Raw genomic sequence first — 22,779 nt, forward strand, 5'->3', positions numbered from 1 at the left:
TTCGCGCAAGATCCGGGCACCATGGAACCCATGACGGACGAGCCACGATGGCTGGACGACACCGAGCGGCGCGCTTGGATGTCGCTGCTGGCCGTCGTGCTCGTCGGCTTCCCCGAGCTCGAGCGCACGTTCCGGCCGCACGGCCTGGTCCACGTCGAATACGGGCTGCTGGCCGCGCTCAGCGACGCCGGCGAGGGGCTGCGCCTGTCCGATCTCGCGGGGCAGATGAACATGTCGGCGAGCCGCCTGAGCCACCGCATGCGCAAGCTCGTCGACCTCGGCTACGTCGAGATCTCCGGCGATGCCTGCGACGGGCGGGTCAGCATCGCGCGGGTCACCGGCGCCGGGCGGGAGTTCGCCGAGCGTGTCGCCCCGGCCCACGTGGCCGACGTGCGCCGGCTCATCTTCGACCACCTTGACGAGGCCCAGACGCGGGCGCTGGCCGATGCGCTCGGCGCCGTCGCGGGGAAGCTCGGCGACACGTGCCCGGGCGCGCCGAAGGGACCACCCGTCCCCGGCGCACGGGCCATATAAATGACCCGGCGACAGGAATAGAGTGACCGCATGCGTGCCGTCGTGATCACCGGGGTGTCCCGCGGCCTGGGGGCCGCTCTCTTCGACGTGTCCATCTCGCGCGGCGATCGGGTCCTCGCGATCGGGCGGCACTTCAGCGAACAGCAGCAACTCTTGCGCGACGAACGCCCCGGGGACGTCACGCTGTTCTCGACCGACATCGCGGACGCGCACTGGCTGCCGGACTACGACATCATGCGCGGGTTCCTGCGCGATGCCGACGAGGCCGTACTGATCCACAACGCCGCCGTCGTCGAGCCCATCGGCGCCGTCGGCCGGCTCACCACCCAGGCCATCACCAACGCGATCGCGGTCAACCTCACCGCCCCGGCCGTGCTCACCAACACGTTCCTGCGGGCCGCCCCGGCCGACGCGCGCAAGCGGCTGCTGTTCGTCTCCTCGGGCGCGGCGCACCGGATCATCGACGGCTGGGCGCTGTACTGCACCACGAAGGCGGCCGGCGAGACCTTCTTCGACGTCGTGGCCTCGCAGACGCGCGACGACGAGAAGATCAGCGTCGTGAACATCGACCCCGGCCAGATGGACACGCACATGCAGGAGAACATCCGGCGCGCGGCCGCCTCGGGGGCCTACTTCCCGGGCCAGCAGCGGTGGGTCGACGCGCCCGCGGAGGGGCGGCTCGCCGACCCCGTCGCCGTGGCCGAGCGGATCATCAAGGAGCACGCGTCCTGAGCGCCGGGCTGCCGAAGGACCCACGGCCGATCGCGACGGTCGACCAGCGGCGAGCCTGGCTGCGGCGGGTCGACACGCCCGCGGAGGCCGGCTCGCCGACCCCCGTCGCCGAGCGCATCGTCAAGGAGCACGCTTCCTGAGCGCCGGGGTGCCGAAGGACCGACGGCCGATCGGGGTGGGTGACCAGCGGCGAGCCTGGCAGCGACGGCGCGCCAGCGCCGAGCGGTGTCTGGCGGGAGCGACGGTCCGCACCCCGGCGGACCCGAGCCATGGCCTTTGCTCTTGTCGTCTTACGACGACAGCACCTCTTTGAGCTTCGCCGCGAACGGCCCCGCGTCGCCGAAGCCGCCGTGCCCGCCGGGGAACTCGGCCACCGCGACCTCCAGGCGCGCGCCGAGCTCCCGGGCGGATCGGTTGGGCGGCTCCCCCATGCTCGCCGCGCCCACGGCGGGCACGATCCGCACCGCGCCCGAGCGCAGGCCGTCGAGGTCGGGCACGAACGTGGCGACGGGCGGGATCTCGTACTGCACGAAGAACTCCATGTTCGCCGCCATCCGCGCCGCGAACTCGGGCGAGGGCGGGGTCGCGGGCCTGCCGTCGTCGCCGTGCATGTCCATGGCCGCGCCGAAGACGCCCATCGCGGCCCCGACGCCACCGTCGCGGTAGGCGTCGGACACCTCGGTCATCACGCTGCGCCAGTAGTCGAAGTCGGGCAGCAGCTCGAACAGGGGCGGCTCGTGCGCGACGACCGTGCGGACCATGCCCGGGAACCGCGCCGCGAGCTCCAGCGCGATCACCGCGCCCGAGCTGTTACCGAACACGACGGCCGGCTCGTCCTCGGTCACGCCGACCGCGCCCAGCACACGGTACGCGTCGTCGGCCTGCTCCTCGAGGATGATCTCGGCCGGCGCCCCGTCGAGCACGCTGCGCGAGTTGCCGCGCCGGTCGTAGGTGACCACGGTGTACTCGTCGGCGAGCCGGTCGGCCAGGGCCGCGAAGCCCTCGGCGTCGTAGATGCCGCCGCAGATCAGCAGCAGCACCGGGCCGTTGCCGCGGACTTCGTAGTACAGGGTCGCGCCGGGTACGTCGAGCTTCTCGGTCTTCACGGTTCCTCCTGCGGTCGTAGTACCCGATGGTCGGAGGCGCGCACCGCATTTCGACGGCCGATCAGGGCCTACTCGTGAGTAATTTCCGGGTTTACACTCGCGCCATGACCGTCACGCGAACGCCCGGCGTCCCCGCCATCGACGAGGGCTCGCTGATCTCGACCAACCCCGCCACGGGCGAGGAGGTCGGCCGCTTCCCGGTCGCCTCCACCGATTCTCTCACCGACGCGGTGGCCCGCGCGCGTGACGCGGCCGCGTGGTGGGGTGGACTCGGGTTCGGCGGGCGCAAGCGGCGCCTGCTGGCGTTCCGCAGTGTGCTCACCAACCGCCTGGACGAACTGGCGGCGCTCATGCACCGGGAGGGCGGCAAGCCGCGGGCCGACGCGCTCGTGGAGGCCATCGCGGCGATCGACCACATCGCGTGGGCCGCGCAGCACGCCCGCAAGGTGCTGGGCCGGCGGCGGGTGGGCAGCTCCATCCTCCTCAAGGAGCACGCGTCGTACCTCGAGTACCTCCCCTTCGGCGTGATCGGGGTCATCGGGCCGTGGAACTACCCGATCCTGACGCCGATGGGGTCGATCGCCTACGCGCTCGCGGCCGGCAACGCGGTGGTGTTCAAGCCCAGTGAGTACACTCCGGCCGTCGGGCAGTGGTTCGTGGACCGCTTCCACGAGGTCGTCCCCGAGCACCCGGTGCTGCAGATCGTGCACGGCCTCGGCGACGTGGGCGCCGCCCTCTGCCGCAGCGGGGTCGACAAGATCGCGTTCACCGGCTCGACCGCCACCGGCAAGAAGGTCATGGCCGCGGCCGCCGAGTCCCTCACCCCGGTCCTGCTGGAGTGCGGCGGCAAGGACGCGATGGTCGTGGCGGCCGACGCCGACCTGGACGCGGCCGCCGCCTCCTGCGTGTGGGGCGGACTGACCAACGCCGGTCAGACGTGCGTCGGGATCGAGCGGGTGTACGTCGCCGAGCCGGTCTTCGACGACTTCCTCAACCGCGTGGTGGCGCGCGCGGCGAAGCTCAGCGTCGGGGCGGAGCCGGACTCGGACATCGGCCCGATCACCATGCCGTCGCAGATCGACATCATCCGCCGGCACATCGAGGACGCCCTCACCCGCGGCGGCCGCGCGGTCCTCGGCGGCGCGGAGGCCGTCCAGCCGCCCTTCGTCAGCCCGACGATCCTGGTGGACGTGCCCGAGGACGCCGCGGCGGTGCAGGAGGAGACCTTCGGCCCGACGCTCACCGTCACGCGGGTCCGCGACGCGGCCGAGGGCGTCCGCCGGGCCAACAGCACCGGCTACGGCCTGGGCGGCGCGATCTTCTCCAAGTCCCAGGGCCTCGCCCTCGCCCGCCAGGTCCGCTCGGGCATGACCTCGATCAACTCGACGCTCACCTTCGCCGGCATGCCCACCCTGCCCTTCGGCGGCGTGGGGAACTCCGGCTTCGGCCGCATCCACGGCGCGGACGGCCTGCGCGAGTTCACCCGCCCGAAGGCGATCGTGAAGCGGCGGGGCCCGACGGTGCTGGCGGCGATGACGTTCGACCGCACCGAGAAGAGCATGCAGCAGATCGTCCGCGTGGTGAAGCTCGTGCACGGCCGCAGCAAATAGGGCGCGCTTTGGGGCCGAGGCGCTAAGGGGCCGGGCGGTATCCCTGGGCCGCGGCCCATTTCGCGGCGGCCTTCTCCTCCTTGCGCTTCTTCCGGCGTCGCATCAGCCAGCCGAAGCCCAGGAACAGCAGCAGCATGAAGAGCAGGACCACGATCGGCAGGACGATCGCGATCACCGACAGGAAGACGCTGAAGAAGTCCTCGATGGTGCTCACGATCGGGGCGCCGAAGCCGACCGTCGTGGCGTTGATGACCGGCCGGGACACGGCCTTCATGCCGTGCACGCCCAGGGATATCGCGCCGCCGACGACTATCGGCACCCATTGATGGCTCGTGAAGAACGAACCCGGGTCGGCGACCGTGACCGTCTCGGAGCTCGACGCGGCGCCGAAGGCCAGGCCGCCGGCGGTCGGGCGGATGAACGTCTGGATGACGTCGTTGACGTGGTCGAGCATCGGCACCTTGTCGGCGACGAACTCGATCGCCAGCAGGATCGCGACGATCGTCAGGGTCCAGCCGTTCTCCATCCACTGCCAGTTCGACGGCAGCGTGATCAGGTCTGTGTACCTCGCGAGCACGCCGATCGCCAGCAACGGGATATAGGCGTTGAGCCCGGCCGATGTGGCGAGGCCGAGACCCGTCAATGACTCCAACACTCCTCAAGCATGACATCGGGTTGCCAGTCCCACCGGGTGGGCGGGTTAGGCTGTCGGCCGTGCGTCTCGTCATCGCCAAGTGCTCGGTCGATTACATCGGCCGGCTCACGGCCCACCTCCCGCCCGCGACCCGCCTGCTGCTCATCAAGGCCGACGGGTCGATCTCGATCCACGCCGACGACCGGGCGTACAAGCCGCTGAACTGGATGAGCCCGCCCTGCCGGCTCGAGGAGTCCGACGGCCTCTGGCGCGTGGTCAACAAGGGCGGCGAGGAGCTGCGGATCACGATCGAGGAGATCCTGCACGACACCTCGCACGAGCTGGGCGTCGACCCGGGCCTGGTCAAGGACGGGGTGGAGGCGCACCTGCAGGAGCTGCTGGCGGCGGCGCCGGAGACGCTGGGGGCGGGCTTCACGCTGGTCCGCCGCGAGTACATGACGGCGATCGGCCCCGTCGACCTGCTCTGCCGCAACGGCGAGGGCGCGACCGTGGCGGTCGAGATCAAGCGCCGCGGCGAGATCGACGGGGTGGAGCAGCTGACCCGGTACCTCGAGCTGCTCGGCCGCGATCCCCTGCTCGCGCCCGTGTCCGGGATCTTCGCGGCGCAGGAGATCAAGCCGCAGGCCCGGGTCCTGGCCGAGGACCGCGGCATCCGGTGCGTCGTGCTGGACTACAACGCGCTGCGCGGCGTAAAGAAGGACGAGCTGACGCTCTTCTGACACCGGCTCGCCACGGGCTCTCCCGGGCCGCCGAGCCATCGCCGCACGCCGTACTCCCATCGCGCGTCCCGCAGCCGCACGCCACCCCGCCCTGCATGCCGCGTCGCCGCACACCGTTGCACGCCGCAGCCGCACGCTGCGCAGCCGCACGCCCGCCGCCGCACACCGCACGCCCGCCGCCGCACACCGCGCCACGTTCCGCACGCTCGCCACCCGCGCACCGCACCGCCGCCCGCATACCGCTTGCCCGGACGCCGCAGCCGCCCGCCGCGCCCGGCCCACACCCCGCCGCCGCGCACCACGCCACCCCAATGCACGCCGCACGCCGGCTGCGGCTGCGGCTGCGGCTGCGACGAATCCAGCACCACGCCAAGCAATGCGTCACAACGAGCAGCGCGCCACGACACGCCGTTGCCGCGCGGCGGGTCGCCCGAGCACGAGCCCGAAACACCCGGCGACAAACGCCAGCACCAGCACGACCGGCTGCGAAAGCGTGAGACCGGCCGAGGACCGTCTCAGAAATCGGCACGAATCGCATTTATCCCCTGTCAGGGTATAAATGCGAAAAGTCCGATCACGAAGTGTCGGACTTTTCGGGAAAAAGCAGTCAGAGGTTGTGCGCCTCCCGCACCACGGTCACGAGCTCGTCCACCACGTCCGTGATGGCGAAGTCCTTCGGGGTGAAGACGCGCGCCACGCCCGACGAGCGCAGGGTCTCCGCGTCCCCGGGCGGAATGATCCCGCCCACCACCACAGGCAGGTCGCCCAGCCCCGACTCGCGCAGGCCCGACAGCACCGACGCCACCGCGGCCAGATGAGAGCCCGACAGCACCGAGAGCCCCACCAGGTCCACGTCCTCCTCCACCGCCGCCGCCACGATCTGCGCCGGTGTGAGCCGGATCCCCTGGTACACCACCTCGAAGCCGGCATCGCGCGCCCGCACGGCGATCTGTTCCGCGCCGTTGGAGTGGCCGTCCAGCCCGGGCTTGCCCACCAGCATGCGCAGGCGGCCGGTGCCGAGGTCCTCGGCGGTGCGGCGCACGCGGGCACGGACCGCGTCCATGTTCGCCGTCGGCGTCGAGAGCTCGGCGGTCAGGCCGGTCGGGGCACGGTACTCGCCGAACACCTCGCGCAGCGTGCCCGCCCACTCGCCGGTGGTCACGCCCGCCTCGACGCACGCGAGCGTGGCCTCCATCAGGTTGCCGTCGCCGGCCGCGGCCGCGCGCAGGGCCTCCAGGCACGACGTCACGTCGCCGCGGGTGGAGCGCCACGCGGCGATCGCGGCCACCGCGGCCTGCTCCACGGCCGGGTCGATCTGCTCGATCGCGGCCGCGCCCGCGGCCAGGAGCGGGGACGGCTCGGTCTCGGTGAAGCGGTTCACGCCCACGACCACGTCGTCGCCGCGCTCCAGGCGGGCCCGGCGCTCGGCCAGGGAGGCGACCAGGGCGCTCTTGAGGTAGCCGGACTCGACGGCCGCGACCACCCCGCCCATGTCCAGGACTCGCCGCAGCTCCTCGGTCGCGCCCTCGACGATCTCGCCGACCAGCGCGTCCATGACCTTCGAGCCCTCGAACAGGTCCGGGTACTCCAGCAGATCCGACTCGAACGCGAGCACCTGCTGCATGCGCAGCGACCACTGCTGGTCCCACGGCCGCGGCAGGCCCAGTGCCTCGTTCCAGGCCGGCAGCTGCACGGCCCGGGCCCGGGCGCCGCGGGAGAGGGTCACGCCGAGCATCTCCAGCACGATCCGCTGCACGTTGTTCTCGGGCTGGGCCTCGGTCAGGCCGAGCGAGTTGACCTGGACGCCGTACCGGAAGCGGCGCGCCGAAGCATCAGCCACCCCGTAGCGGGAAGCCGTGAGCCGGTCCCACATCGCCGTGAAGGCGCGCATCTTCGCCGTCTCCTCGACGAAGCGCACGGAGGCGTTGACGAAGAACGAGATCCGGGCCACCACGTCGCCGAAGCGCTCGGGCGCCACCTGGCCGGAGTCGCGCACGGCGTCGAGCACGGCGATCGCGGTCGCCAGCGCGAAGGCCACCTCCTGCACCGGGGTGGCCCCGGCCTCCTGGAGGTGGTACGAGCAGATGTTGACCGGGTTCCAGCGCGGGCAGTTCGCGACGGTCCACGCGATCGTGTCCGTGGTCAGGCGCAGCGACGGCCCGGGCGGGAAGATGTGCGTGCCGCGGGAGAGGTACTCCTTCACGATGTCGTTCTGCGTCGTCCCCGCCAGCCGGGCGAGCTCGACGCCCTGCTCCCGGGCGCAGGTCACGTAGAGCGCGAGCAGCCACATCGCCGTGGCGTTGATCGTCATCGAGGTGTTGGCGCGCTCGAGGTCGATGCCGCCGAAGAGCTCGCGCATGTCGCCGAGGTGCGCGATCGGCACCCCGACGCGGCCCACCTCGCCCCGCGCGAGCTCGGCGTCGGGGTCGTAGCCGGTCTGCGTGGGCAGGTCGAACGCCACCGACAGGCCGGTCTGCCCCTTGGCCAGGTTGCGGCGGAACAGGGCATTGGAGGCGGCCGCCGAGGAGTGGCCGGCATAGGTTCGCATGACCCAGGGACGGTCGCGTTCGGGAAGCCTCTCATCGACCATACGGAGCACCCTACTGAAGAGTAACCAGGGGTCGTCGGTGAAAGTTGTCACCCCACTAGAGTGAGTGCCGTGGCGGATGCGATCACGGTGCGCGGCCTGCGCAAGGCCTACGGCAAGGCGGTGGCCGTCGACGGGGTCGACCTCGACGTGCGCGACGGCGAGGTGTTCGCGCTGCTCGGCCCGAACGGGGCCGGCAAGACGACGACGGTCGAGATCCTCGAGGGGTTCCGGCACCGCACGTCCGGCGAGGTCGCGGTGCTGGGCATCGACCCGCAACGCGGGGACGCGGCCTGGCGGGCGCGGGTCGGCGTCGTGCTGCAGAGCACCGGCGAGTTCGACGACCTGACCGCGCGCGAGGTCGTCCACCACTTCGCGAACTACTACCCCTCCGCCGCCGACCCGGACGAGATCATCACGCGCGTCGGGCTCGCCGAGAAGCAGAACGCCCGCACGCGGACGCTCTCCGGCGGCCAGAAGCGGCGGCTCGACGTCGCCCTGGGCATCGTGGGCCGGCCCGAGCTGCTGTTCCTTGACGAGCCGACGACCGGCTTCGACCCCGAGGCCCGCCGGGAGTTCTGGGGGCTGATCCGCGACCTCGCCAAGGCCGGGACCACGATCCTGCTCACCACCCACTACCTCGACGAGGCCGAGGCCCTGGCCGACCGCGTGGGCGTGCTGGCCGGCGGGCAGCTCATCGCCGTCGACACGCCCGGACGGCTCGGCGGCCGCGGCGACGGCGGCGCCACGGTCGGCTGGCACTCCCCCGACGGCCCGCGCAGCGAGCGCACCGACAGCCCGACCGCCGTCGTCGCGCGCCTGGCCGAGCAGTTCGGCGGCGAGGTGCCGGGCCTGACCGTCACCAGACCGAGCCTCGAGGATGTGTACCTGCGGATGATCGGCAGCCCCCAAGAAGTGAGCAAGGAATGACCACCCTGCGGCTCGGCCTCCTGCGGGGCGGCCTGGAGATCAAGCAGTTCCTGCGCAGCCGCGAGTCGGTGGTCTTCACCCTCGCCTTCCCGCTGATCCTGCTGTGCGTGTTCGGCGCGGTCTTCGGCGGTGAGATCGCGCTCGGGGTCACCTTCACCCAGTACTTCGCGGCCGGCATGATCGCCGCGGGCCTGCTCGCCACCGGGTTCCAGAGCCTGGCCATCCAGATCCCGATCGAGCGGGAGAAGGGCATCCTCAAGCGGCTGCGCGGCACGCCGATGCCCCGGGCCGCCTACTTCATCGGCAAGATCGTCATGGTGCTGGCCATCGGCCTCGTCGAGACGGTCCTGCTCGTCACGGCCGCGACCCTCTTCTTCGGCGTCAAGCTGCCCGCCACCGGCGAGAAGTGGCTGACCTTCGTCTGGGTGGCGCTGCTGGGCATCACCGCCTGCACGCTGTGCGGGATCGCGTTCTCCTCGCTCGCGCGCTCGGGCCGCAGCGGCCCGGCCGTCGTGACGCCCGTGGCGATCGTGCTGCAGTTCATCTCCGGGGTGTTCTTCCAGTACACGGAGCTGCCGAGCTGGATGCGCGGGATCGCCTCGGTCTTCCCGCTCAAGTGGATGACCCAGGGGATGCGCTCGGTGTTCCTGCCCGACTCGTTCGCGGCCCAGGAGCCCGCGGGCAGCTGGCAGCACGGCACGATCGCGCTCGTACTCGGCGGCTGGGTCGTGCTCGGGCTCGCGCTGTGCCTGCTGACCTTCCGCTGGACCGAACGCGACTGACCAAACGAACGCGACCGAACGAACACGACCGGCCGAACACGACTGAGCGAACGCGAACGAACAAACGCACCGGACCGGCCCGAACGCGAGCTGCGCAACGAACGGGACCCGACGGACAAACGCCGGCGACCGAGCGAACGCGGGCGGACGAAACGCGAACGAACGGTTCTTGCCACCGCGGACGCCGGGATTCCTGGCGGGAGCGACGGTCCGCAGGTGACGCGGACCCGAGCAAAAAATCCTGAATTGCACCCGTTCACTGCCGATCAGCGTTGGGTGACGGGTCGGCTCGGCAAGGCGGTCCGCCGGGTCGGCCGCACCGGTGCCCTGGCGATCGCGCTCGTGCTCGCGCTCGGCCTCGGCGCGTCGTGGCAGGCCGCGCACGCCATCCGCGACGGGCAGCACGAGCGCGCGCAGGGCGTCCTGGACCGCTCGGCCATGCTCTCCGACGCGTCCGTGCGCTCGGAGATCCACCGCTACCTCGACACGCTGCGCACGGTCGCCGCCGCCGTCGGCTCGCACGACGAGCTCACCGCCGACGACTTCGCCGCGACCACCGCCCCGCTGCGCCAGGCCGGGCTCGTCGGCGCGACCTCGCTGGTCTTCCTCGTCGCCGCGGACGACACCCAGGTCGCCTCGGTCCAGCGGTACTGGCGCGACCGCGGCGTCTCCGACCTGCAGCTGCACCCCCAGGGCAACGGCCACGAGCACCTCTTCACCATCTTCACCCGCCCGCTGGACACCTCGGCCGTCCTGCCCGCCGGCACCGACCTGTCGCAGGCGGCCGAGCCGACCACCGCGCTGTGGGAGTCGCGGCGCTCCGGCGAGGCTGCCGTCTCCGACACGTACGTGCTGCTGCGCGACCGCGGCCTGCCCGCCGACCGGCAGCAGCTGTCGTTCGTGCTCGCCGCGCCCGCGTACGGCGATCCGGCCCCGGACGGGCGGCGCGAGTTCAAGGGCTGGGTCGTGCTCGGCCTGCGCGGCCAGGACTTCGTCGGCGGGGTGCTCACGCGCGCGACCCAGGGGCAGGCCGACGCCGAGCTGTGGGCGCAGAACGGGGGCGGCCAGGAGAGCCGCGTCGCCCGGCTGCACCAGGCCGGCCAGCACCCCGACATCCACCGCGACCTGCACGTGCAGATCGCCAACCGGGAGTGGCGGCTGGTCGTCTCGGTCGACGCGGCGAAGATGGGCGGCTCGGCGCCGATCCTGCCGCTCGTCGTCGGGCTCGGCGGCACCCTGCTCACGCTGCTCGTGTGCGCGATGCTGTGGGCGCTCGCGGGCGCGCGGGGGCGGGCCGAGGAGCGGGTCGTGACCGCGACCGCGGGGCTGCGCGCGGCCCAGCGCACCGCCGACAACCAGCTCGCGCTGCTCAACGGCATTCTGGACCGCATCAGCGACGGCGTCGGGGTGGTCGACGCCGACGGGGTGTTCATCGTGCACAACCCGGCCGCCCAGGCCATGCTCGGGCGGACCCTCGACGGCGACGAGTCGGGAGCATCGCGCTTCCTGCGGCCCGACGGCGTCACCGAGTTCCCGGCGGACCAGCTGCCCCTCGTGCGCGCCCTCGCCGGCGAGTCCACCGACCGCGTCGAGATGATCCTGCGCGGCCCGGACCGGCCCGACGGGGTGTTCCTGTCGGTCAGCGGGCGGCCGCTTGACCACGACGGGCAGCGTGGGGCGATCGTGGTGTTCCACGACATCACCGAGGCCCGCGAGCGGGAGGCCGACCTCGCCGCGTTCGCCGGGATCGTCGCGCACGACCTCAAGAACCCGCTGACCGTCATCGGCGCGCACGCGGAGATGGGCCGCGACGCGCTGCCGGACCGGCCCGAGCAGGCCTACGACAGCCTCGAGCGCGTCGGGGCGGGCGTGGTGCGGATGCGGCGCCTGATCGACGATCTGCTCGCGTACGTCACCGCGCGCGACGCCGCCCTCAAGCCGTGCGAGGTGGACCTCGGCGAGCTCGTGGCCGACGTCGTCGCGGAGCGGGTCGGGCACCTGCGGGTGCGGCCCGACGTGTACGTCGGGACGCTCCCCCGCGCCGAGGCCGACCCCGCGATGCTGCGGCACGTGCTGGACAACCTGGTCGGCAACGCGCTCAAGTACGTGCGGCCGGGCCGCGTGCCCAAGATCGACATCAGCGCCCAGCCGTCCGGCCCGGGCTGGATCCGCGTGGAGGTCGCCGACCGCGGGATCGGCATCCCCGACGCGGACAAGCCGCACGTGTTCGAGTCGTTCCACCGGGCGCACGCCGGGCAGTCGTACGGCGGGACCGGCCTCGGCCTCGCGATCTGCCGCCGCATCGTGGACCGCCACGGCGGCACGATCACGGTGACGGACAACCCCGGCGGGGGCAGCCGCTTCAGTTTCACCGTCCCGGCCGCGGTGCCCGTGGTGCCCGCGGCCGTGGACGCTCACGAGTACGTGTAGAAGGCTCCGTTACGTGATCAACTGGTGGCAGACTGTGCATGTGCCCCTCATGTACCTCGCGGGCTGGGCCGCCTCCGCCGGCGTGCTGGCCGCGCTGCTGCTCATCATCCGCCTGCTGAAGTACGGCGTCCCGGCCTCGCCCCCGCCGCGCCCCTCGGTCGACTACGGCCTGCTCCGCACGGTCTCGATGGTGGGCGACCTGGCCTTCGCGCGCGACGTGCGGGACCGCCTGCGCAGCAACGGCGTCCGCGCGACCCTGGCCACGGGCCGGGACGGCATGGTGCGCATCCTCGTCTTCGCCGACGAGCTGGACCGCGCCCGGCGCCTGATCAGTTCCTAGCCGCGCGGCGCCGCGCTACGGTGCGACGGTGATGAATACGCCCCGCGAGGCGGAAACCCGCATCGGCCCGATCGGCGCGCTGCTGAGCCGGATCCTGTTCCTGGCCATCTGCCTGCCGGGACCGGTCCTGCTCGCCGGTGCCCTGACGCTCGGCCCGCCCCTGTCGCCCGGGGAGTTCTGGGGCCTGCTGGCCGGCGACCTGCTGACGACGGTCGCCGGGGTCGGCTTCGGCGTCTTCGGCTGGCGGCTCGTCACCCGCTCGCGCCGCGACGCGCGCCGCCTCGACGCCGCCGGCGTCGCCGCGACGGCCGAGATCCTGACGGTGTCGAACCACCTCGGCGGCGAGGACCCGGGCCTGGAGCTCCGCCTGCGCATCAGCGGCCCCGGGTTCGCCACCTTCGAGGCCGACACGATCCGCCCCGACGACCCGGCCCTGCGGCCCGGCGCGGCGCTGCCCGCCGTGGTCGACCCCGCCGACCGGCTCTTCCGGGTCGGGTAGCCGGTCAGAAGTCGAACTGGTCCGGCGGGGCGACGGAGCGCTCGACCTCCACGCCCATGGCGCGCAGGTCGGACTCGAAGCTCGGGTACCCGCGGTCGATGTGGTGCACGTGGCGGATCTCCGTGATCCCGTCCGCGCACAGCCCGGCGATCGCCAGCCCGGCCCCCGCGCGGATGTCCGTGGCGGTGACCGGGGCCCCCGACAGCCGGTCCTTGCCCCGCACGACCGCGTGGTGCCCGTCGGTGCGGATGTCCGCGCCGAGGCGGGACATCTCGTTGATGAACATGAAGCGTCCGTCGAAGATGTTCTCGGTCACCAGCGACGAGCCCTCCGAGACCGACGCCAGACCCACCGCCATCGGCAGCAGGTCCGTCGCGAAGCCCGGGAACGGCAGGGTCACCACGTCGACCGCCTTCGGGCGGCCCGGCATCACCACGCGGAACGAGTCCGCCGCGGTGGTCACCTCGCCGCCGGCGGTCACGACCTTGTCCAGCGCGATCTCCAGGAAGGCCGGGTCGATGCCGTGCACGGTCACGTCGCCGCGGGTCATGGCCGCCGCGAAGGCCCAGGTGCCGGCCACGATCCGGTCGCCGACGGTGCGGTGCTCGACCGGGTGCAGCTCCGGCACGCCCTGCACGACCAGGCGCGAGGTGCCGGCCCCCTGGATGTCGGCGCCCATGTCGGTCAGCATGCGGCAGATGTCCACGATCTCGGGCTCGCGGGCGGCGTTGTCGATCTCGGTGCGGCCGCCCGCGAGCACGGCCGCCATGAGCAGGTTCTCGGTCGCGCCGACGCTCGGGAAGTCCAGCCAGATGGTGGCGCCGTGCAGCTTCGGGGCGGTGGCGATGACGAAGCCGTGCTCGCCCGAGATGTCGGCGCCCATCCGGCGCAGGCCCTCGACGTGCATGTCCAGGCCGCGGGAGCCGATCGCGTCGCCGCCGGGGTGCGCGACGCGCACGTGGCCGCGGCGGGCCAGCAGCGGGCCGAGCACGCAGATCGACGCGCGCAGGCGGCGCACGAGGTCGTAGTCGGCCTCGGTGCCGAGCTCCTCCGGCACGTCGATGGTCACGCGGTCCTCGTCCTGCTCGACCTCGCAACCGAGCCGGCGCAGCACCTCCGCCATGATGGCGATGTCGGTGATGCGCGGCACGTTCGTCAGCACGCTGCGACCGGTGGCGAGCAGCGCCGCCGCCATCAGCTTGAGGGCCGAGTTCTTCGCCCCGACCACGGATACGTCACCGGCCAGCCGGGCGCCGCCCATCACACGGATCACGTCCACGTCCGCCATCGTAGGGGGATTCCGTACCGTGAAAACCATGGCCATTCACCTCACGCGGATCTACACGAAGACCGGCGACACCGGCACGACGGGACTGGGCGACTTCTCGCGGGTGTCGAAGACCGACCCGCGCCTGGTCGCGTACGCCGACGTCGACGAGACCAACGCCGCGATCGGCGCCGCGATCGCGCTGGGCGCGCTCGACGAGCGGATCGCGACGGTGCTCCGGGCCGTGCAGAACGACCTCTTCGACGTCGGGGCGGATCTGTGCAACCCCATCGCGGCCGACCCGCCGCACCCGCCGCTGCGCGTGACGGCCGAGCAGGTGGAGCGCCTGGAGCAGTGGTGTGACGAGTTCAACGAGGAGCTGCCCAAGCTGGACTCCTTCATCCTGCCCGGCGGCACCCCCGGCGCCGCGCTGCTGCACGTGGCCCGGACGGTGGCCCGGCGGGCCGAGCGCAGCGCCTGGGCGCTCTGGGAGGCCGATGCGCGACGGACCAACGAGATCGCGCTGCAGTACCTCAACCGCCTGTCGGACCTGCTGTTCATCCTGTGCCGCACGGCCAACCCGGGCGGGGACGTGAAGTGGGTGCCCGGCGGCGAGCGGTAGACAGGCTCAGCTCGCCTTGTAGCGGTACGGCCGCGTCTCCGGGGTCGATTCCCCCGGGGGCGCCGCCTCGACCCAGGACAGGAAGCCGGTCAGGGCCCGCTCCGCCATCGCGATCTCGACGGGCGACTGGCGGCTGACACACCGGACGATCACCCAGTCCGGCGGCAGCACGAGCAGCTCGGCCGCGTCCGGGGCACGGCGGCGGTCGACGGCGAGCCCGCGCCGGGAAAGCACTCGGCGCGGGCCGGGCCAGAAGCTGAAGATGCGATACCACCGCAGCTCGTCGCCGGCGAACCGAGCGAGCCCGGCCGACCAGCCGCGACCGGGGATGATGGTGCTCAGGCGGACGCCGAGCTCGATGGTGCCGCCCTGCCGCGCGATCACGAGCCGGCGCAGGAAGAGCACCGCCAGGGCGGCCAGCAGGATCAGGACCGCGATGCCGATGCCCTCGACGATCCTCACCTGCGCCGCCCGGCCGTCAGTGCGCTGCGGAGGCGGTGGCGGGGGTGCAGCTCTCGGCGAGGACCGTCACGCCGGTGCCGGAGACGGAGATGAACCCGCCGGCGACGTCGTACGCGAGTTCCTGACCGTTCTGCTTGATGCGCACCTGGCCCTCTTCGGCGAGCTGGCCCAGGAGCGGTTCGTGGCCGTAGAGGACGCCGAGTTCACCCTCCGTCGTGCGCGCCACGACCATGTCCGCGTCGCCGGACCACACTTTTTCCTCGACGGCTACGAGCTCCACGTGCAGCTGCCTCGCCACGCTAGTTACTCCTCGTGTGCGCGATTCGGTTTGGACGAGTCTAGTCAATGATCCGACGCGCCGAGCAGTGGGCCTCACCACGTTGGCACACCTGGTGAAGCGCGCTTGCCGCCCCGCGCGCGGAGTCTCGGCTCGAACACTTCAGAGCGTGACGCACGTCACCGCCCAGCGAAGTGGCTTTGCCGAAAATTGCAGATGGTTCATCAACAAAGGAGAAGGCGCGCCACCGGACCGGCGACGCGCCCTCCCGAAGACCGACGAAGGTCAGTCCTTCATCAGCTCGTGCGCCTTCTTCTCGAGGTCCTCGAGGCCACCGCACATGAAGAACGCCTGCTCGGGGAAGTGGTCGTACTCGCCCTCGCTGATCTTCTTGAACGCCTCGATCGTCTCCTTGAGGGGGACGGTCGAGCCCGGGATGCTCGTGAACTGCTCCGCGGCGTAGGTGTTCTGCGACAGGAACCGCTCGATGCGGCGGGCCCGGGCGACCGTCACCTTGTCCTCTTCGGACAGCTCGTCCATACCGAGGATGGCGATGATGTCCTGCAGGTCCTTGTACTTCTGCAGGATCCGCTGCACCTCGCGGGCGACCGTGTAGTGCTCGATGCCGACGAACTCCGGCGCGAGAATGCGCGAGGAGGACGCCAGCGGGTCGACGGCCGGGTAGATGCCCTTGTCCGAGATCGACCGCTCGAGGTTGGTCGTCGCGTCGAGGTGGGCGAACGTGGTGGCCGGCGCCGGGTCGGTGTAGTCGTCGGCGGGCACGTAGATCGCCTGGAGCGAGGTGATGGCCTTGCCCCGCACGGAGGTGATGCGCTCCTGCAGCAGACCCATCTCGTCGGCCAGGGTCGGCTGGTAACCGACGGCGCTCGGCATACGGCCGAGCAGCGTCGAGACCTCGGAGCCGGCCTGCGTGAACCGGAAGATGTTGTCGATGAAGAGCAGCACCTCCTGGTTCTGCACGTCACGGAAGTACTCCGCCATGGTCAGCGCGGAGAGCGCGACGCGCAGCCGGGTGCCCGGGGGCTCGTCCATCTGGCCGAAGACCAGCGCGGTCTTGTCCAGAACGCCACCCTCGGCCATCTCCAGGATGAGGTCGTTGCCCTCACGGGTGCGCTCACCCACGCCGGCGAAGACCGACGTACCACCGAAGTTGCGGGCGACACGGGTGATCATCTCCTGGATGAGCACCGTCTTGCCCACGCCGGCGCCGCCGAACAGGCCGATCTTGCCACCGCGCACGTAGGGCGCGAGCAGGTCGAGGACCTTGATGCCGGTCTCCAGCATCTCGGTCTTCGGCTCGAGCTCGGCGAACTTCGGCGCCGGGCGATGGATCTCCCAGCGGTCCTTGATCTCCAGCTTCGACTCGTCGGCGTTGAGCACCTCGCCGAGCGCGTTGAACACGTGGCCCTTGGTCACGTCGCCGACCGGCACCGAGATGCCCGCGCCGGTGTCGCGCACCTCGGCCCCGCGGATCAGGCCGTCGGTGGGCTGCATGGAGATCGCGCGCACCATGTTGTCGCCGAGGTGCTGGGCAACCTCGAGCGTCAGCTTCTTCGTGCCCTCGGAGAGGGTCACGTCGACGTGGAGCGCGTTGTAGATGTCGGGCATGGCGTCACGCGGGAACTCGGCGTCGACGACCGGGCCGATGACCCGGACCACGCGGCCGACCGCGGTCTTCGTGTCTGCTGGTGCAGTCATCACACATCACTTCCCGCCGCCGCCAGCGCGTTGGCGCCGCCGACGATCTCGCTGATTTCCTGGGTGATCGCCGCCTGCCGCGCGGAGTTCATCTCGCGGGTGTACCGCTTCAGCAGGTCGTCGGCGTTGTCGGAGGCGCTCTTCATGGCGCGGCGGCGGGCGGCCGACTCGCTGGCCGCCGAGTCCAGCAACGCCGCGAAGATGCGCGTGTTGATGTACTTCGGCAGCAGCGCCTCGAGCAGCGCCTCGGCCTCCGGCTCGAACTCGTACGCCGGCAGTGGCCCGCTGACCTCGGTCTCCTCGACCTCCATCGGCGCGACGATCCGCGCGATCGGGGTCTGGGTCATCAGGGAGCGGAACTGCGTGTGCACCATGTACAGCTCGTCGATGCCGAGGACGCCGTCCGGGCCCGGGCCGTCGACCGAGTCGTCGGCACCGTTGACGAAGGCCTGGATGAGCGTCTCGCCGATCTCCGACGCGTTCTCGTAGCGCGGCTGCTCGGAGAAGCCCGTCCAGCTCCCGGCGATCTCACGACCGCGGAAGCGGTAGTACGCCACGCCCTTGCGACCGGCGACGTACAGCGCGACCTGCTTGCCCTCCCCGCGCAGCTTGGCGATCAGCTGCTCCGCGGTGCGCAGCGCGTTGGCGTTGTAGCCGCCGCACAGCCCCCGGTCGCTGGTGACGACGAGCACGCCGGCCCGGCGGACCGGGGTGCGCGGCGCCAGCAGCGGGTGGTCGAGGTTCGCGTTGCTGGCCAGCGCCGTCAGCACGTCCGTGATCGCGTCGGCGTAGGGGCGGGAAGCGGCAACCCGCTCCTGCGCCTTACCGATGCGGCTCGTGGCGACGAGCTCCTGCGCCTTGGTGATCTTCTTGGTCGACTTGACCGTCCGGATCCTCCGGCGCAGCGCCTGTACCTGACCGGCCATGCGTCAGCCCGACTTCCGGACCTGGCGGGTGACGGTCTCGCGGGACTGCTCGCCCTCCAGCGCCTTGGCCGGCGCCTCGTTGACCGTGACCTCGCCGTCCTTGGCCGAGAACACCTGCTTGAACGAGTTGATCGCCTCGGTCAGGCCGTCGATCGTGCTCTGCTCGAGCTTCTTGGTCGAGGCGATCGCGTCGAGCAGCTCCTTGCGGCTGGAGCGCAGGTGCTGCAGGAACTCGGTCTCGAATCGGCGGATGTCGCTGACCGCGATCGAGTCCAGCTGGCCCGTGGTGCCGGCCCAGATCGAGACGACCTCCTCCTCGACCGAGAAGGGCGAGTACTGCGGCTGCTTGAGCAGCTCGACCAGGCGGGCACCCTTGTCCAGCTGGGCGCGGGAGGCCTTGTCCAGGTCGGAGGCGAACGCGGAGAACGCCTCGAGCTCGCGGTACTGCGCCAGGTCGAGCCGAAGCCGGCCGGCGACGTCCTTCATGCCCTTGACCTGGGCCGAGCCGCCGACCCGCGACACCGAGGTGCCGACGTTGATGGCCGGGCGGACGCCCTGGTTGAACAGGTCGGACTCCAGGAAGACCTGGCCGTCGGTGATGGAGATGACGTTCGTCGGGATGTAGGCCGAGATGTCGTTGGCCTTGGTCTCGATGATCGGCAGGCCGGTCATCGAGCCGCCGCCGAGCTCCTCCGACAGCTTCGCGCAGCGCTCGAGCAGCCGCGAGTGCAGGTAGAAGACGTCGCCCGGGTAGGCCTCGCGGCCCGGCGGGCGGCGCAGCAGCAGCGACACGGCGCGGTAGGCCTCGGCCTGCTTGGTCAGGTCGTCGAACACGATCAGGACGTGCTTGCCGCCGTACATCCAGTGCTGGCCGATGGCCGAGCCGGTGTAGGGGGCGAGGTACTTGAAGCCGGCCGGGTCGTCCGCCGGGGAGGCCACGATGGTGGTGTACTCCATCGCGCCCTGCTCTTCGAGGGTGCCCTTGATCGCGGCGATCGTGGTCGCCTTCTGGCCGATGGCGACGTAGATGCAGCGGACCTGCTTCTTCGGGTCGCCGGACTTCCAGTTGTCCCGCTGGTTGATGATCGTGTCCAGCGCGACCGTGGTCTTGCCGGTCTTGCGGTCACCGATGATCAGCTGGCGCTGGCCGCGGCCGATGGCGGTCATGGCGTCGATCGCCTTGATGCCCGTCTGCAGCGGCTCCTTGACCGGCTGGCGGGCCATGACGTTCGGCGCCTGGAGCTCGAGCTCGCGGTAGCCCTCGTTGGTGATGTCGCCGCGGTCGTCGATGGGCTCACCCAGCGGGTTGACCACGCGGCCGAGGAAGGCGTCGCCGACCGGCACCGAGAGCACGCGGCCGGTCCGCTTGACCTGCTGGCCCTCCTCGATGCCCTCGAACTTGCCGAGGACGACGACGCCGATCTCGCGGACGTCGAGGTTGAGCGAGACGCCGAGCGTGCCGTCCTCGAACTCGAGCAGTTCGTTGGCCATGGTCGAGGGGAGGCCTTCGACCTGGGCGATACCGTCGCCGGCGTACGAGACGACGCCGACCTCCTCGCGGGAGATCTTTGAGTCAACGGACGAGACGTAGCGCTCGAGTGCGCCCCGAATGTCGTCCGATGAGATGGTCAGCTCGGCCATCCTCAACCTTCTATCTGGAGTATCAAGCTTCGGGGTAATTACTTCGAGAGCGCCGTCTTGGCCTCGGCGAGGCGCCGGGCGACCGTGCCGTCGTAGAGGTCCGCGCCGACCTTGACCCGCACGCCTCCGATGATGCGCGGATCGACGTCGACCTTCAGGGAGACGTTCCGACCGTACAACTCGGCCAGGCGACCGGCCAGGCGCTGCTCCTCGGCGTCGCTCAGCGCGACGGCGGTGGTCACGTAGGCCACCGACCGGTCCCGCTTCGCGGCGGCCAGCTCGACCAGGCGGCTGATCGAGCTGTCGAAGCCCCGGCCGCCGAAACCGGCGACCGCGAGCTGCGTGAGACCGAGCGTGGCCGGCTTGGCCTTGCCCTTCAGCAGGCCCGACACGAGCTCCGAGCGCACCGCGACGGGCGCGGTGGTGTCGCTCAGGGCACCGGCGAGCCGCGGGTCACCCGCGACGATCTGGCTGAAGCGGAAGAGCTCGTCCTCCACGTCGGCCAGGTCCCCGGCCCGGTCGGCGGCCGACAGCAGCGCGTCGGCTCCGAGCCGCTCGACGCCGTCGAGCAGCGCGCCCGGCCCGGACCAGCGTCCGGACACCAGCACGCTGAGCAGGTCGACGGTCTCGGTGCCGACCTTGCCCGACAGGATCGAGCCGATCAGCTCCGCGCGGTCGGCACCCGGGCGGCCCGGGTCGGCCAGCGCCCGGCGCAGCCGCGGCTCGCGCCGCAGCAGGTCCGCGACCGCGAGGATCTCCTCGGCGGCCTTGGAGATCGCAGCGACGTCAGCGCTCGCCGAGAACCCGGCGAGCTTGTCGGCAGCGGCCCCGTAGGCGTCGCGGTTGGCGTTGTTCGTGAACACTGCGTCCATCAGCGCCGCCCGGCGGCACCGGCCGCGTCGCCTTCGCCGATCTCCTCGAGGAACCGCTCGACCGTGCCACGGCGGCGGGCCTCCTCCTCGAGCGATTCGCCGACGATCCGACCGGCCAGGTCGACCGCGAGCGAGCCGATCTCGGCGCGCAGCTGGCGGACGATGGTCTGCCGCTCGGTCTGCAGGGCGTCACGTCCCGCGGCGATGATGCGGTCGCTCTCCTCGCGGGCCTTGGCGAGGATGTCCTCGCGGATGCCCGTCGCGTCGGCGCGCGCCTCGTCACGGATGCGAGCCGCCTCGGTGCGAGCCTCGGCGAGCTGCTCCTTGTACTGCTGGAGCAGCCGGTTCGCCTCGGCCTGCGCCTCCTCGGCGCGCTTGATCCCGCCCTCGATCGCGTCGACGCGCGCCCGGAAGGTCTCCTCCATGCGCGGGAAGACGAACTTCATGAGCACGAAGCACAGGATCGCGAAGGCGATGCCGCCGACGACGATCTCCTGCCAGATCGGGATGATCGGGTTGTGCTCAGCTTCTTCAGCGAAGATCAGCATGGGAAACCTCCCGGCTCATTCGAAGGGGGGAGGTTACTTGCCGAACACGAAGCCGAAGGCGATACCCAGCAGGGCGAGCGCCTCGACCACGGCGAAGCCGAGGAACATGTACGTACGGGTGAGGCCGGCCGACTCGGGCTGACGCGCGGTCGACTGGATGTACGAGGCGAAGACGATACCGACGCCGATGCCAGGGCCGATCGCGGCGAGGCCGTAACCGACCGCGGCCATGCTTCCGGTGATCTCTGCCAGAGCCATCTGTGAATCCTCCTGGGATCTCGCGTGAACGGTTCACGCGGGACAACTGAAAAAGGTGGAGCGGCAACGCTTTCGAAGTTCGAGAAGCGGGGGTGGGTGGTGCGAGGACGCCGGGTGCGGCTCAGTGCTCTTCGGCCAGGGTGCCGGCGAGGTAGTTGGCCGTCAGCAGCGTGAAGACGTAGGCCTGCAGGGCGGCGATCAGCAGCTCGAAGAACGTGAGCATGATCGTCATCGCCCAGGAGACCAGGGAGATCGGCTTGAGGAAGAAGCTCTCCGCGTTGAGCAGCGCGAACCCGCCGAGCGTGAACACCAGCAGCAGCATGTGGCCGGCGAACATGTTGGCGAAGAGCCGCAGCGCCAGGGTGAGCGGCTGCAGGATGAACGCCTGCAGGGCCTCGATCGGCAGCAGCAGCGGCTGCATGAACCACGGGGCCGGCAGCACCGTCGCGTGCTTGAGGTAGCCGACGAAGCCGTGCTTCTTGAAGCCCTGGTAGAGGTAGAGCCCGTAGGTGCACAGCGCCAGCATCAGCGGGAAGGCGATGTGGGCCATCGGCGACACCTGGATGAACGGCACGATCGAGAAGACGTTGCCGACCAGGATGAAGATGAACAGGCTGGCCAGGTAGGGCGCGAAGCGCAGCCCCTCGTGGCCGATGACGTCCTTGGCCACGCCCTCGCGCACGAACCCGTAGAGGCTCTCGGCGAGCCACTGGCCCTTGGTGGGCACGACCTTCGGGTTGCGGTAGGCCACCAGGAAGAACACGATCACGATCGCGGCGGCCAGCCACAGGAACAGGCTGAACTTGGTAAGCCACTCCGCACCGCCGAACAGGGCGGGCGGGTAGATGTCATTCACGCTGGGCGGGAAGGGCACCTCCGCCAGAACCTGACCGCTCACCACGTTCCTCTCGACATGTATTGAAGTGCCACCGGCTCAGGCGCCGAGCTTCTTGACCACGAGGTAGATGCCGCCGGCCGCGCCGAGCACGCATCCGATCCCGGTGACGATCCCGTCCGACCCGAGCCAACGGTCGATGAGCCAGCCGACGAAACCCCACACGGCAATGCCCGAGATGAGGTATCCGACGGCGGCCCAACCTGTATTGGCGCCACTCGCACCGGATTGCTTTGGTGTCTGGTTATCCGCCATGACGCGGTGACCATATCAGCCTGCCGGGAGCACCCGTGCATCGACCCCCGCGTGCTCATCGCGCGGGGGTTTCTCATCGGGCCGGGGCCATCAACCGGCGGTCGTCAACGCTA

General features: G+C 71.0%; 24 protein-coding genes. 10 read left to right on the forward strand and 14 right to left on the reverse strand.

Going from position 1 to position 22,779, the window contains the following annotated elements; genetic code table 11:
- Window positions 1-30: 30 nt before the first annotated feature.
- Both AC6JBM_RS37100 and AC6JBM_RS37105 read left to right on the forward strand, forming a co-directional pair.
- Window positions 31-534, forward strand: a complete 504-nt coding sequence (locus AC6JBM_RS37100; protein WP_497978565.1) for a MarR family winged helix-turn-helix transcriptional regulator — start codon at window positions 31-33, stop codon at window positions 532-534.
- 30 nt (window positions 535-564) lie between these two features.
- A complete protein-coding gene (locus AC6JBM_RS37105) occupies window positions 565-1,266 on the forward strand; it encodes an SDR family NAD(P)-dependent oxidoreductase (protein WP_497978566.1) in 702 nt (233 codons plus the stop codon).
- A gap of 290 nt (window positions 1,267-1,556) precedes the next feature.
- Here AC6JBM_RS37105 and AC6JBM_RS37110 read toward each other — a convergent pair whose 3' ends face one another.
- Window positions 1,557-2,372 carry an alpha/beta fold hydrolase gene (locus tag AC6JBM_RS37110; RefSeq protein ID WP_497978567.1) on the reverse strand — a complete coding sequence of 272 codons (816 nt, stop codon included), beginning with the start codon at window positions 2,370-2,372 and terminating at the stop codon, window positions 1,557-1,559.
- A 104-nt stretch (window positions 2,373-2,476) separates the two neighbouring features.
- On the opposite strand from AC6JBM_RS37110, the gene AC6JBM_RS37115 reads away from it, so the two are divergent.
- Complete coding sequence (locus AC6JBM_RS37115) at window positions 2,477-3,982, forward strand: aldehyde dehydrogenase family protein (protein ID WP_497978568.1); 1,506 nt, start codon at window positions 2,477-2,479, stop codon at window positions 3,980-3,982.
- 22 nt (window positions 3,983-4,004) lie between these two features.
- On the opposite strand, the gene AC6JBM_RS37120 is transcribed toward AC6JBM_RS37115, so the two are convergent.
- Window positions 4,005-4,637 carry a DUF4126 domain-containing protein gene (locus AC6JBM_RS37120; protein WP_497978569.1) on the reverse strand — a complete coding sequence of 211 codons (633 nt, stop codon included), beginning with the start codon at window positions 4,635-4,637 and terminating at the stop codon, window positions 4,005-4,007.
- 59 nt (window positions 4,638-4,696) lie between these two features.
- On the opposite strand from AC6JBM_RS37120, the gene nucS reads away from it, so the two are divergent.
- Window positions 4,697-5,356: an endonuclease NucS gene (gene nucS, locus AC6JBM_RS37125; protein WP_497978570.1), complete on the forward strand. Its 660-nt coding sequence runs from the start codon at window positions 4,697-4,699 to the stop codon at window positions 5,354-5,356.
- Between the two features lie 607 nt (window positions 5,357-5,963).
- On the opposite strand, the gene AC6JBM_RS37130 is transcribed toward nucS, so the two are convergent.
- On the reverse strand, window positions 5,964-7,946 hold the full coding sequence (locus AC6JBM_RS37130; RefSeq protein WP_497978571.1) for a protein meaA: 1,983 nt from the start codon (window positions 7,944-7,946) through the stop codon (window positions 5,964-5,966).
- 69 nt (window positions 7,947-8,015) lie between these two features.
- On the opposite strand from AC6JBM_RS37130, the gene AC6JBM_RS37135 reads away from it, so the two are divergent.
- The 5 genes from AC6JBM_RS37135 (at window position 8,016) to AC6JBM_RS37155 (ending at window position 12,924) form a co-directional block, all read left to right on the forward strand.
- A complete protein-coding gene (locus tag AC6JBM_RS37135; protein ID WP_497978572.1) occupies window positions 8,016-8,873 on the forward strand; it encodes an ABC transporter ATP-binding protein in 858 nt (285 codons plus the stop codon).
- Window positions 8,870-9,655 (forward strand): ABC transporter permease, encoded by a 786-nt coding sequence (locus AC6JBM_RS37140; protein ID WP_497978573.1) that lies wholly within the window; start codon window positions 8,870-8,872, stop codon window positions 9,653-9,655. Before AC6JBM_RS37135 ends, AC6JBM_RS37140 begins: the two co-directional genes overlap by 4 nt.
- 276 nt (window positions 9,656-9,931) lie before the next feature.
- Entirely contained in the window at window positions 9,932-12,085 is a 2,154-nt protein-coding gene (locus tag AC6JBM_RS37145) for an ATP-binding protein (protein WP_497978574.1), read from the forward strand.
- A gap of 40 nt (window positions 12,086-12,125) precedes the next feature.
- Window positions 12,126-12,425, forward strand: a complete 300-nt coding sequence (locus tag AC6JBM_RS37150; RefSeq protein ID WP_497978575.1) for a hypothetical protein — start codon at window positions 12,126-12,128, stop codon at window positions 12,423-12,425.
- A 28-nt stretch (window positions 12,426-12,453) separates the two neighbouring features.
- Window positions 12,454-12,924, forward strand: coding sequence for a hypothetical protein (locus AC6JBM_RS37155; RefSeq protein ID WP_497978576.1), 471 nt, complete (start codon window positions 12,454-12,456; stop codon window positions 12,922-12,924).
- A 4-nt stretch (window positions 12,925-12,928) separates the two neighbouring features.
- Here the strand turns inward: AC6JBM_RS37155 and murA are convergent, their stop codons facing one another.
- Window positions 12,929-14,212, reverse strand: coding sequence for a UDP-N-acetylglucosamine 1-carboxyvinyltransferase (gene murA, locus AC6JBM_RS37160; protein ID WP_497978577.1), 1,284 nt, complete (start codon window positions 14,210-14,212; stop codon window positions 12,929-12,931).
- Window positions 14,213-14,240: 28 nt separating this feature from the next.
- Between murA and AC6JBM_RS37165 the strand changes: the two genes are divergently transcribed.
- A complete protein-coding gene (locus tag AC6JBM_RS37165) occupies window positions 14,241-14,813 on the forward strand; it encodes a cob(I)yrinic acid a,c-diamide adenosyltransferase (protein ID WP_497978578.1) in 573 nt (190 codons plus the stop codon).
- Between the two features lie 6 nt (window positions 14,814-14,819).
- Here the strand turns inward: AC6JBM_RS37165 and AC6JBM_RS37170 are convergent, their stop codons facing one another.
- From AC6JBM_RS37170 to AC6JBM_RS37215, 10 genes are all read right to left on the reverse strand, one after another.
- The gene (locus tag AC6JBM_RS37170) at window positions 14,820-15,275 is read right to left on the reverse strand and encodes a DUF2550 domain-containing protein (RefSeq protein ID WP_350616154.1); all 456 of its coding nucleotides are present in this window, start codon (window positions 15,273-15,275) and stop codon (window positions 14,820-14,822) included.
- A 16-nt stretch (window positions 15,276-15,291) separates the two neighbouring features.
- Window positions 15,292-15,573 (reverse strand): F0F1 ATP synthase subunit epsilon, encoded by a 282-nt coding sequence (locus AC6JBM_RS37175; protein ID WP_350616156.1) that lies wholly within the window; start codon window positions 15,571-15,573, stop codon window positions 15,292-15,294.
- A 264-nt stretch (window positions 15,574-15,837) separates the two neighbouring features.
- Window positions 15,838-17,271 (reverse strand): F0F1 ATP synthase subunit beta, encoded by a 1,434-nt coding sequence (gene atpD / locus AC6JBM_RS37180; RefSeq protein ID WP_497978579.1) that lies wholly within the window; start codon window positions 17,269-17,271, stop codon window positions 15,838-15,840.
- Complete coding sequence (locus AC6JBM_RS37185) at window positions 17,271-18,197, reverse strand: F0F1 ATP synthase subunit gamma (protein WP_497978580.1); 927 nt, start codon at window positions 18,195-18,197, stop codon at window positions 17,271-17,273. The genes atpD and AC6JBM_RS37185 overlap by 1 nt, the downstream gene beginning before the upstream one ends.
- A 3-nt stretch (window positions 18,198-18,200) precedes the next feature.
- Window positions 18,201-19,838 (reverse strand): F0F1 ATP synthase subunit alpha, encoded by a 1,638-nt coding sequence (gene atpA, locus AC6JBM_RS37190; protein WP_497978581.1) that lies wholly within the window; start codon window positions 19,836-19,838, stop codon window positions 18,201-18,203.
- A gap of 38 nt (window positions 19,839-19,876) precedes the next feature.
- Window positions 19,877-20,710 (reverse strand): F0F1 ATP synthase subunit delta, encoded by an 834-nt coding sequence (locus AC6JBM_RS37195; RefSeq protein WP_497978582.1) that lies wholly within the window; start codon window positions 20,708-20,710, stop codon window positions 19,877-19,879.
- Window positions 20,710-21,255 (reverse strand): F0F1 ATP synthase subunit B, encoded by a 546-nt coding sequence (locus tag AC6JBM_RS37200; RefSeq protein ID WP_433089865.1) that lies wholly within the window; start codon window positions 21,253-21,255, stop codon window positions 20,710-20,712. The genes AC6JBM_RS37195 and AC6JBM_RS37200 overlap by 1 nt, the downstream gene beginning before the upstream one ends.
- A gap of 36 nt (window positions 21,256-21,291) precedes the next feature.
- A complete protein-coding gene (atpE, locus tag AC6JBM_RS37205) occupies window positions 21,292-21,516 on the reverse strand; it encodes an ATP synthase F0 subunit C (protein WP_223101581.1) in 225 nt (74 codons plus the stop codon).
- Window positions 21,517-21,637: 121 nt separating this feature from the next.
- The gene (atpB, locus tag AC6JBM_RS37210) at window positions 21,638-22,414 is read right to left on the reverse strand and encodes a F0F1 ATP synthase subunit A (protein ID WP_350616166.1); all 777 of its coding nucleotides are present in this window, start codon (window positions 22,412-22,414) and stop codon (window positions 21,638-21,640) included.
- Window positions 22,415-22,450: 36 nt separating this feature from the next.
- A complete protein-coding gene (locus tag AC6JBM_RS37215) occupies window positions 22,451-22,666 on the reverse strand; it encodes an AtpZ/AtpI family protein (protein ID WP_350616168.1) in 216 nt (71 codons plus the stop codon).
- Between the last annotated feature and the right edge of the window lie 113 nt (window positions 22,667-22,779).

The sequence above is a fragment of the Dactylosporangium thailandense genome, from assembly GCF_059739745.1.

Coding starts and splice junctions, on each gene's coding strand:
- AC6JBM_RS37215 (WP_350616168.1), bottom strand. CDS start 22,666: ATGGCGGATAACCAGACACCAAAGCAATCCGGTGCGAGTGGCGCCAAT.
- AC6JBM_RS37130 (WP_497978571.1), bottom strand. CDS start 7,946: ATGGTCGATGAGAGGCTTCCCGAACGCGACCGTCCCTGGGTCATGCGA.
- AC6JBM_RS37185 (WP_497978580.1), bottom strand. CDS start 18,197: ATGGCCGGTCAGGTACAGGCGCTGCGCCGGAGGATCCGGACGGTCAAG.
- atpA (WP_497978581.1), bottom strand. CDS start 19,838: ATGGCCGAGCTGACCATCTCATCGGACGACATTCGGGGCGCACTCGAG.
- AC6JBM_RS37100 (WP_497978565.1), top strand. CDS start 31: ATGACGGACGAGCCACGATGGCTGGACGACACCGAGCGGCGCGCTTGG.
- atpE (WP_223101581.1), bottom strand. CDS start 21,516: ATGGCTCTGGCAGAGATCACCGGAAGCATGGCCGCGGTCGGTTACGGC.
- AC6JBM_RS37195 (WP_497978582.1), bottom strand. CDS start 20,710: ATGGACGCAGTGTTCACGAACAACGCCAACCGCGACGCCTACGGGGCC.
- AC6JBM_RS37105 (WP_497978566.1), top strand. CDS start 565: ATGCGTGCCGTCGTGATCACCGGGGTGTCCCGCGGCCTGGGGGCCGCT.
- murA (WP_497978577.1), bottom strand. CDS start 14,212: ATGGCGGACGTGGACGTGATCCGTGTGATGGGCGGCGCCCGGCTGGCC.
- atpD (WP_497978579.1), bottom strand. CDS start 17,271: ATGACTGCACCAGCAGACACGAAGACCGCGGTCGGCCGCGTGGTCCGG.
- AC6JBM_RS37115 (WP_497978568.1), top strand. CDS start 2,477: ATGACCGTCACGCGAACGCCCGGCGTCCCCGCCATCGACGAGGGCTCG.
- AC6JBM_RS37140 (WP_497978573.1), top strand. CDS start 8,870: ATGACCACCCTGCGGCTCGGCCTCCTGCGGGGCGGCCTGGAGATCAAG.
- AC6JBM_RS37165 (WP_497978578.1), top strand. CDS start 14,241: ATGGCCATTCACCTCACGCGGATCTACACGAAGACCGGCGACACCGGC.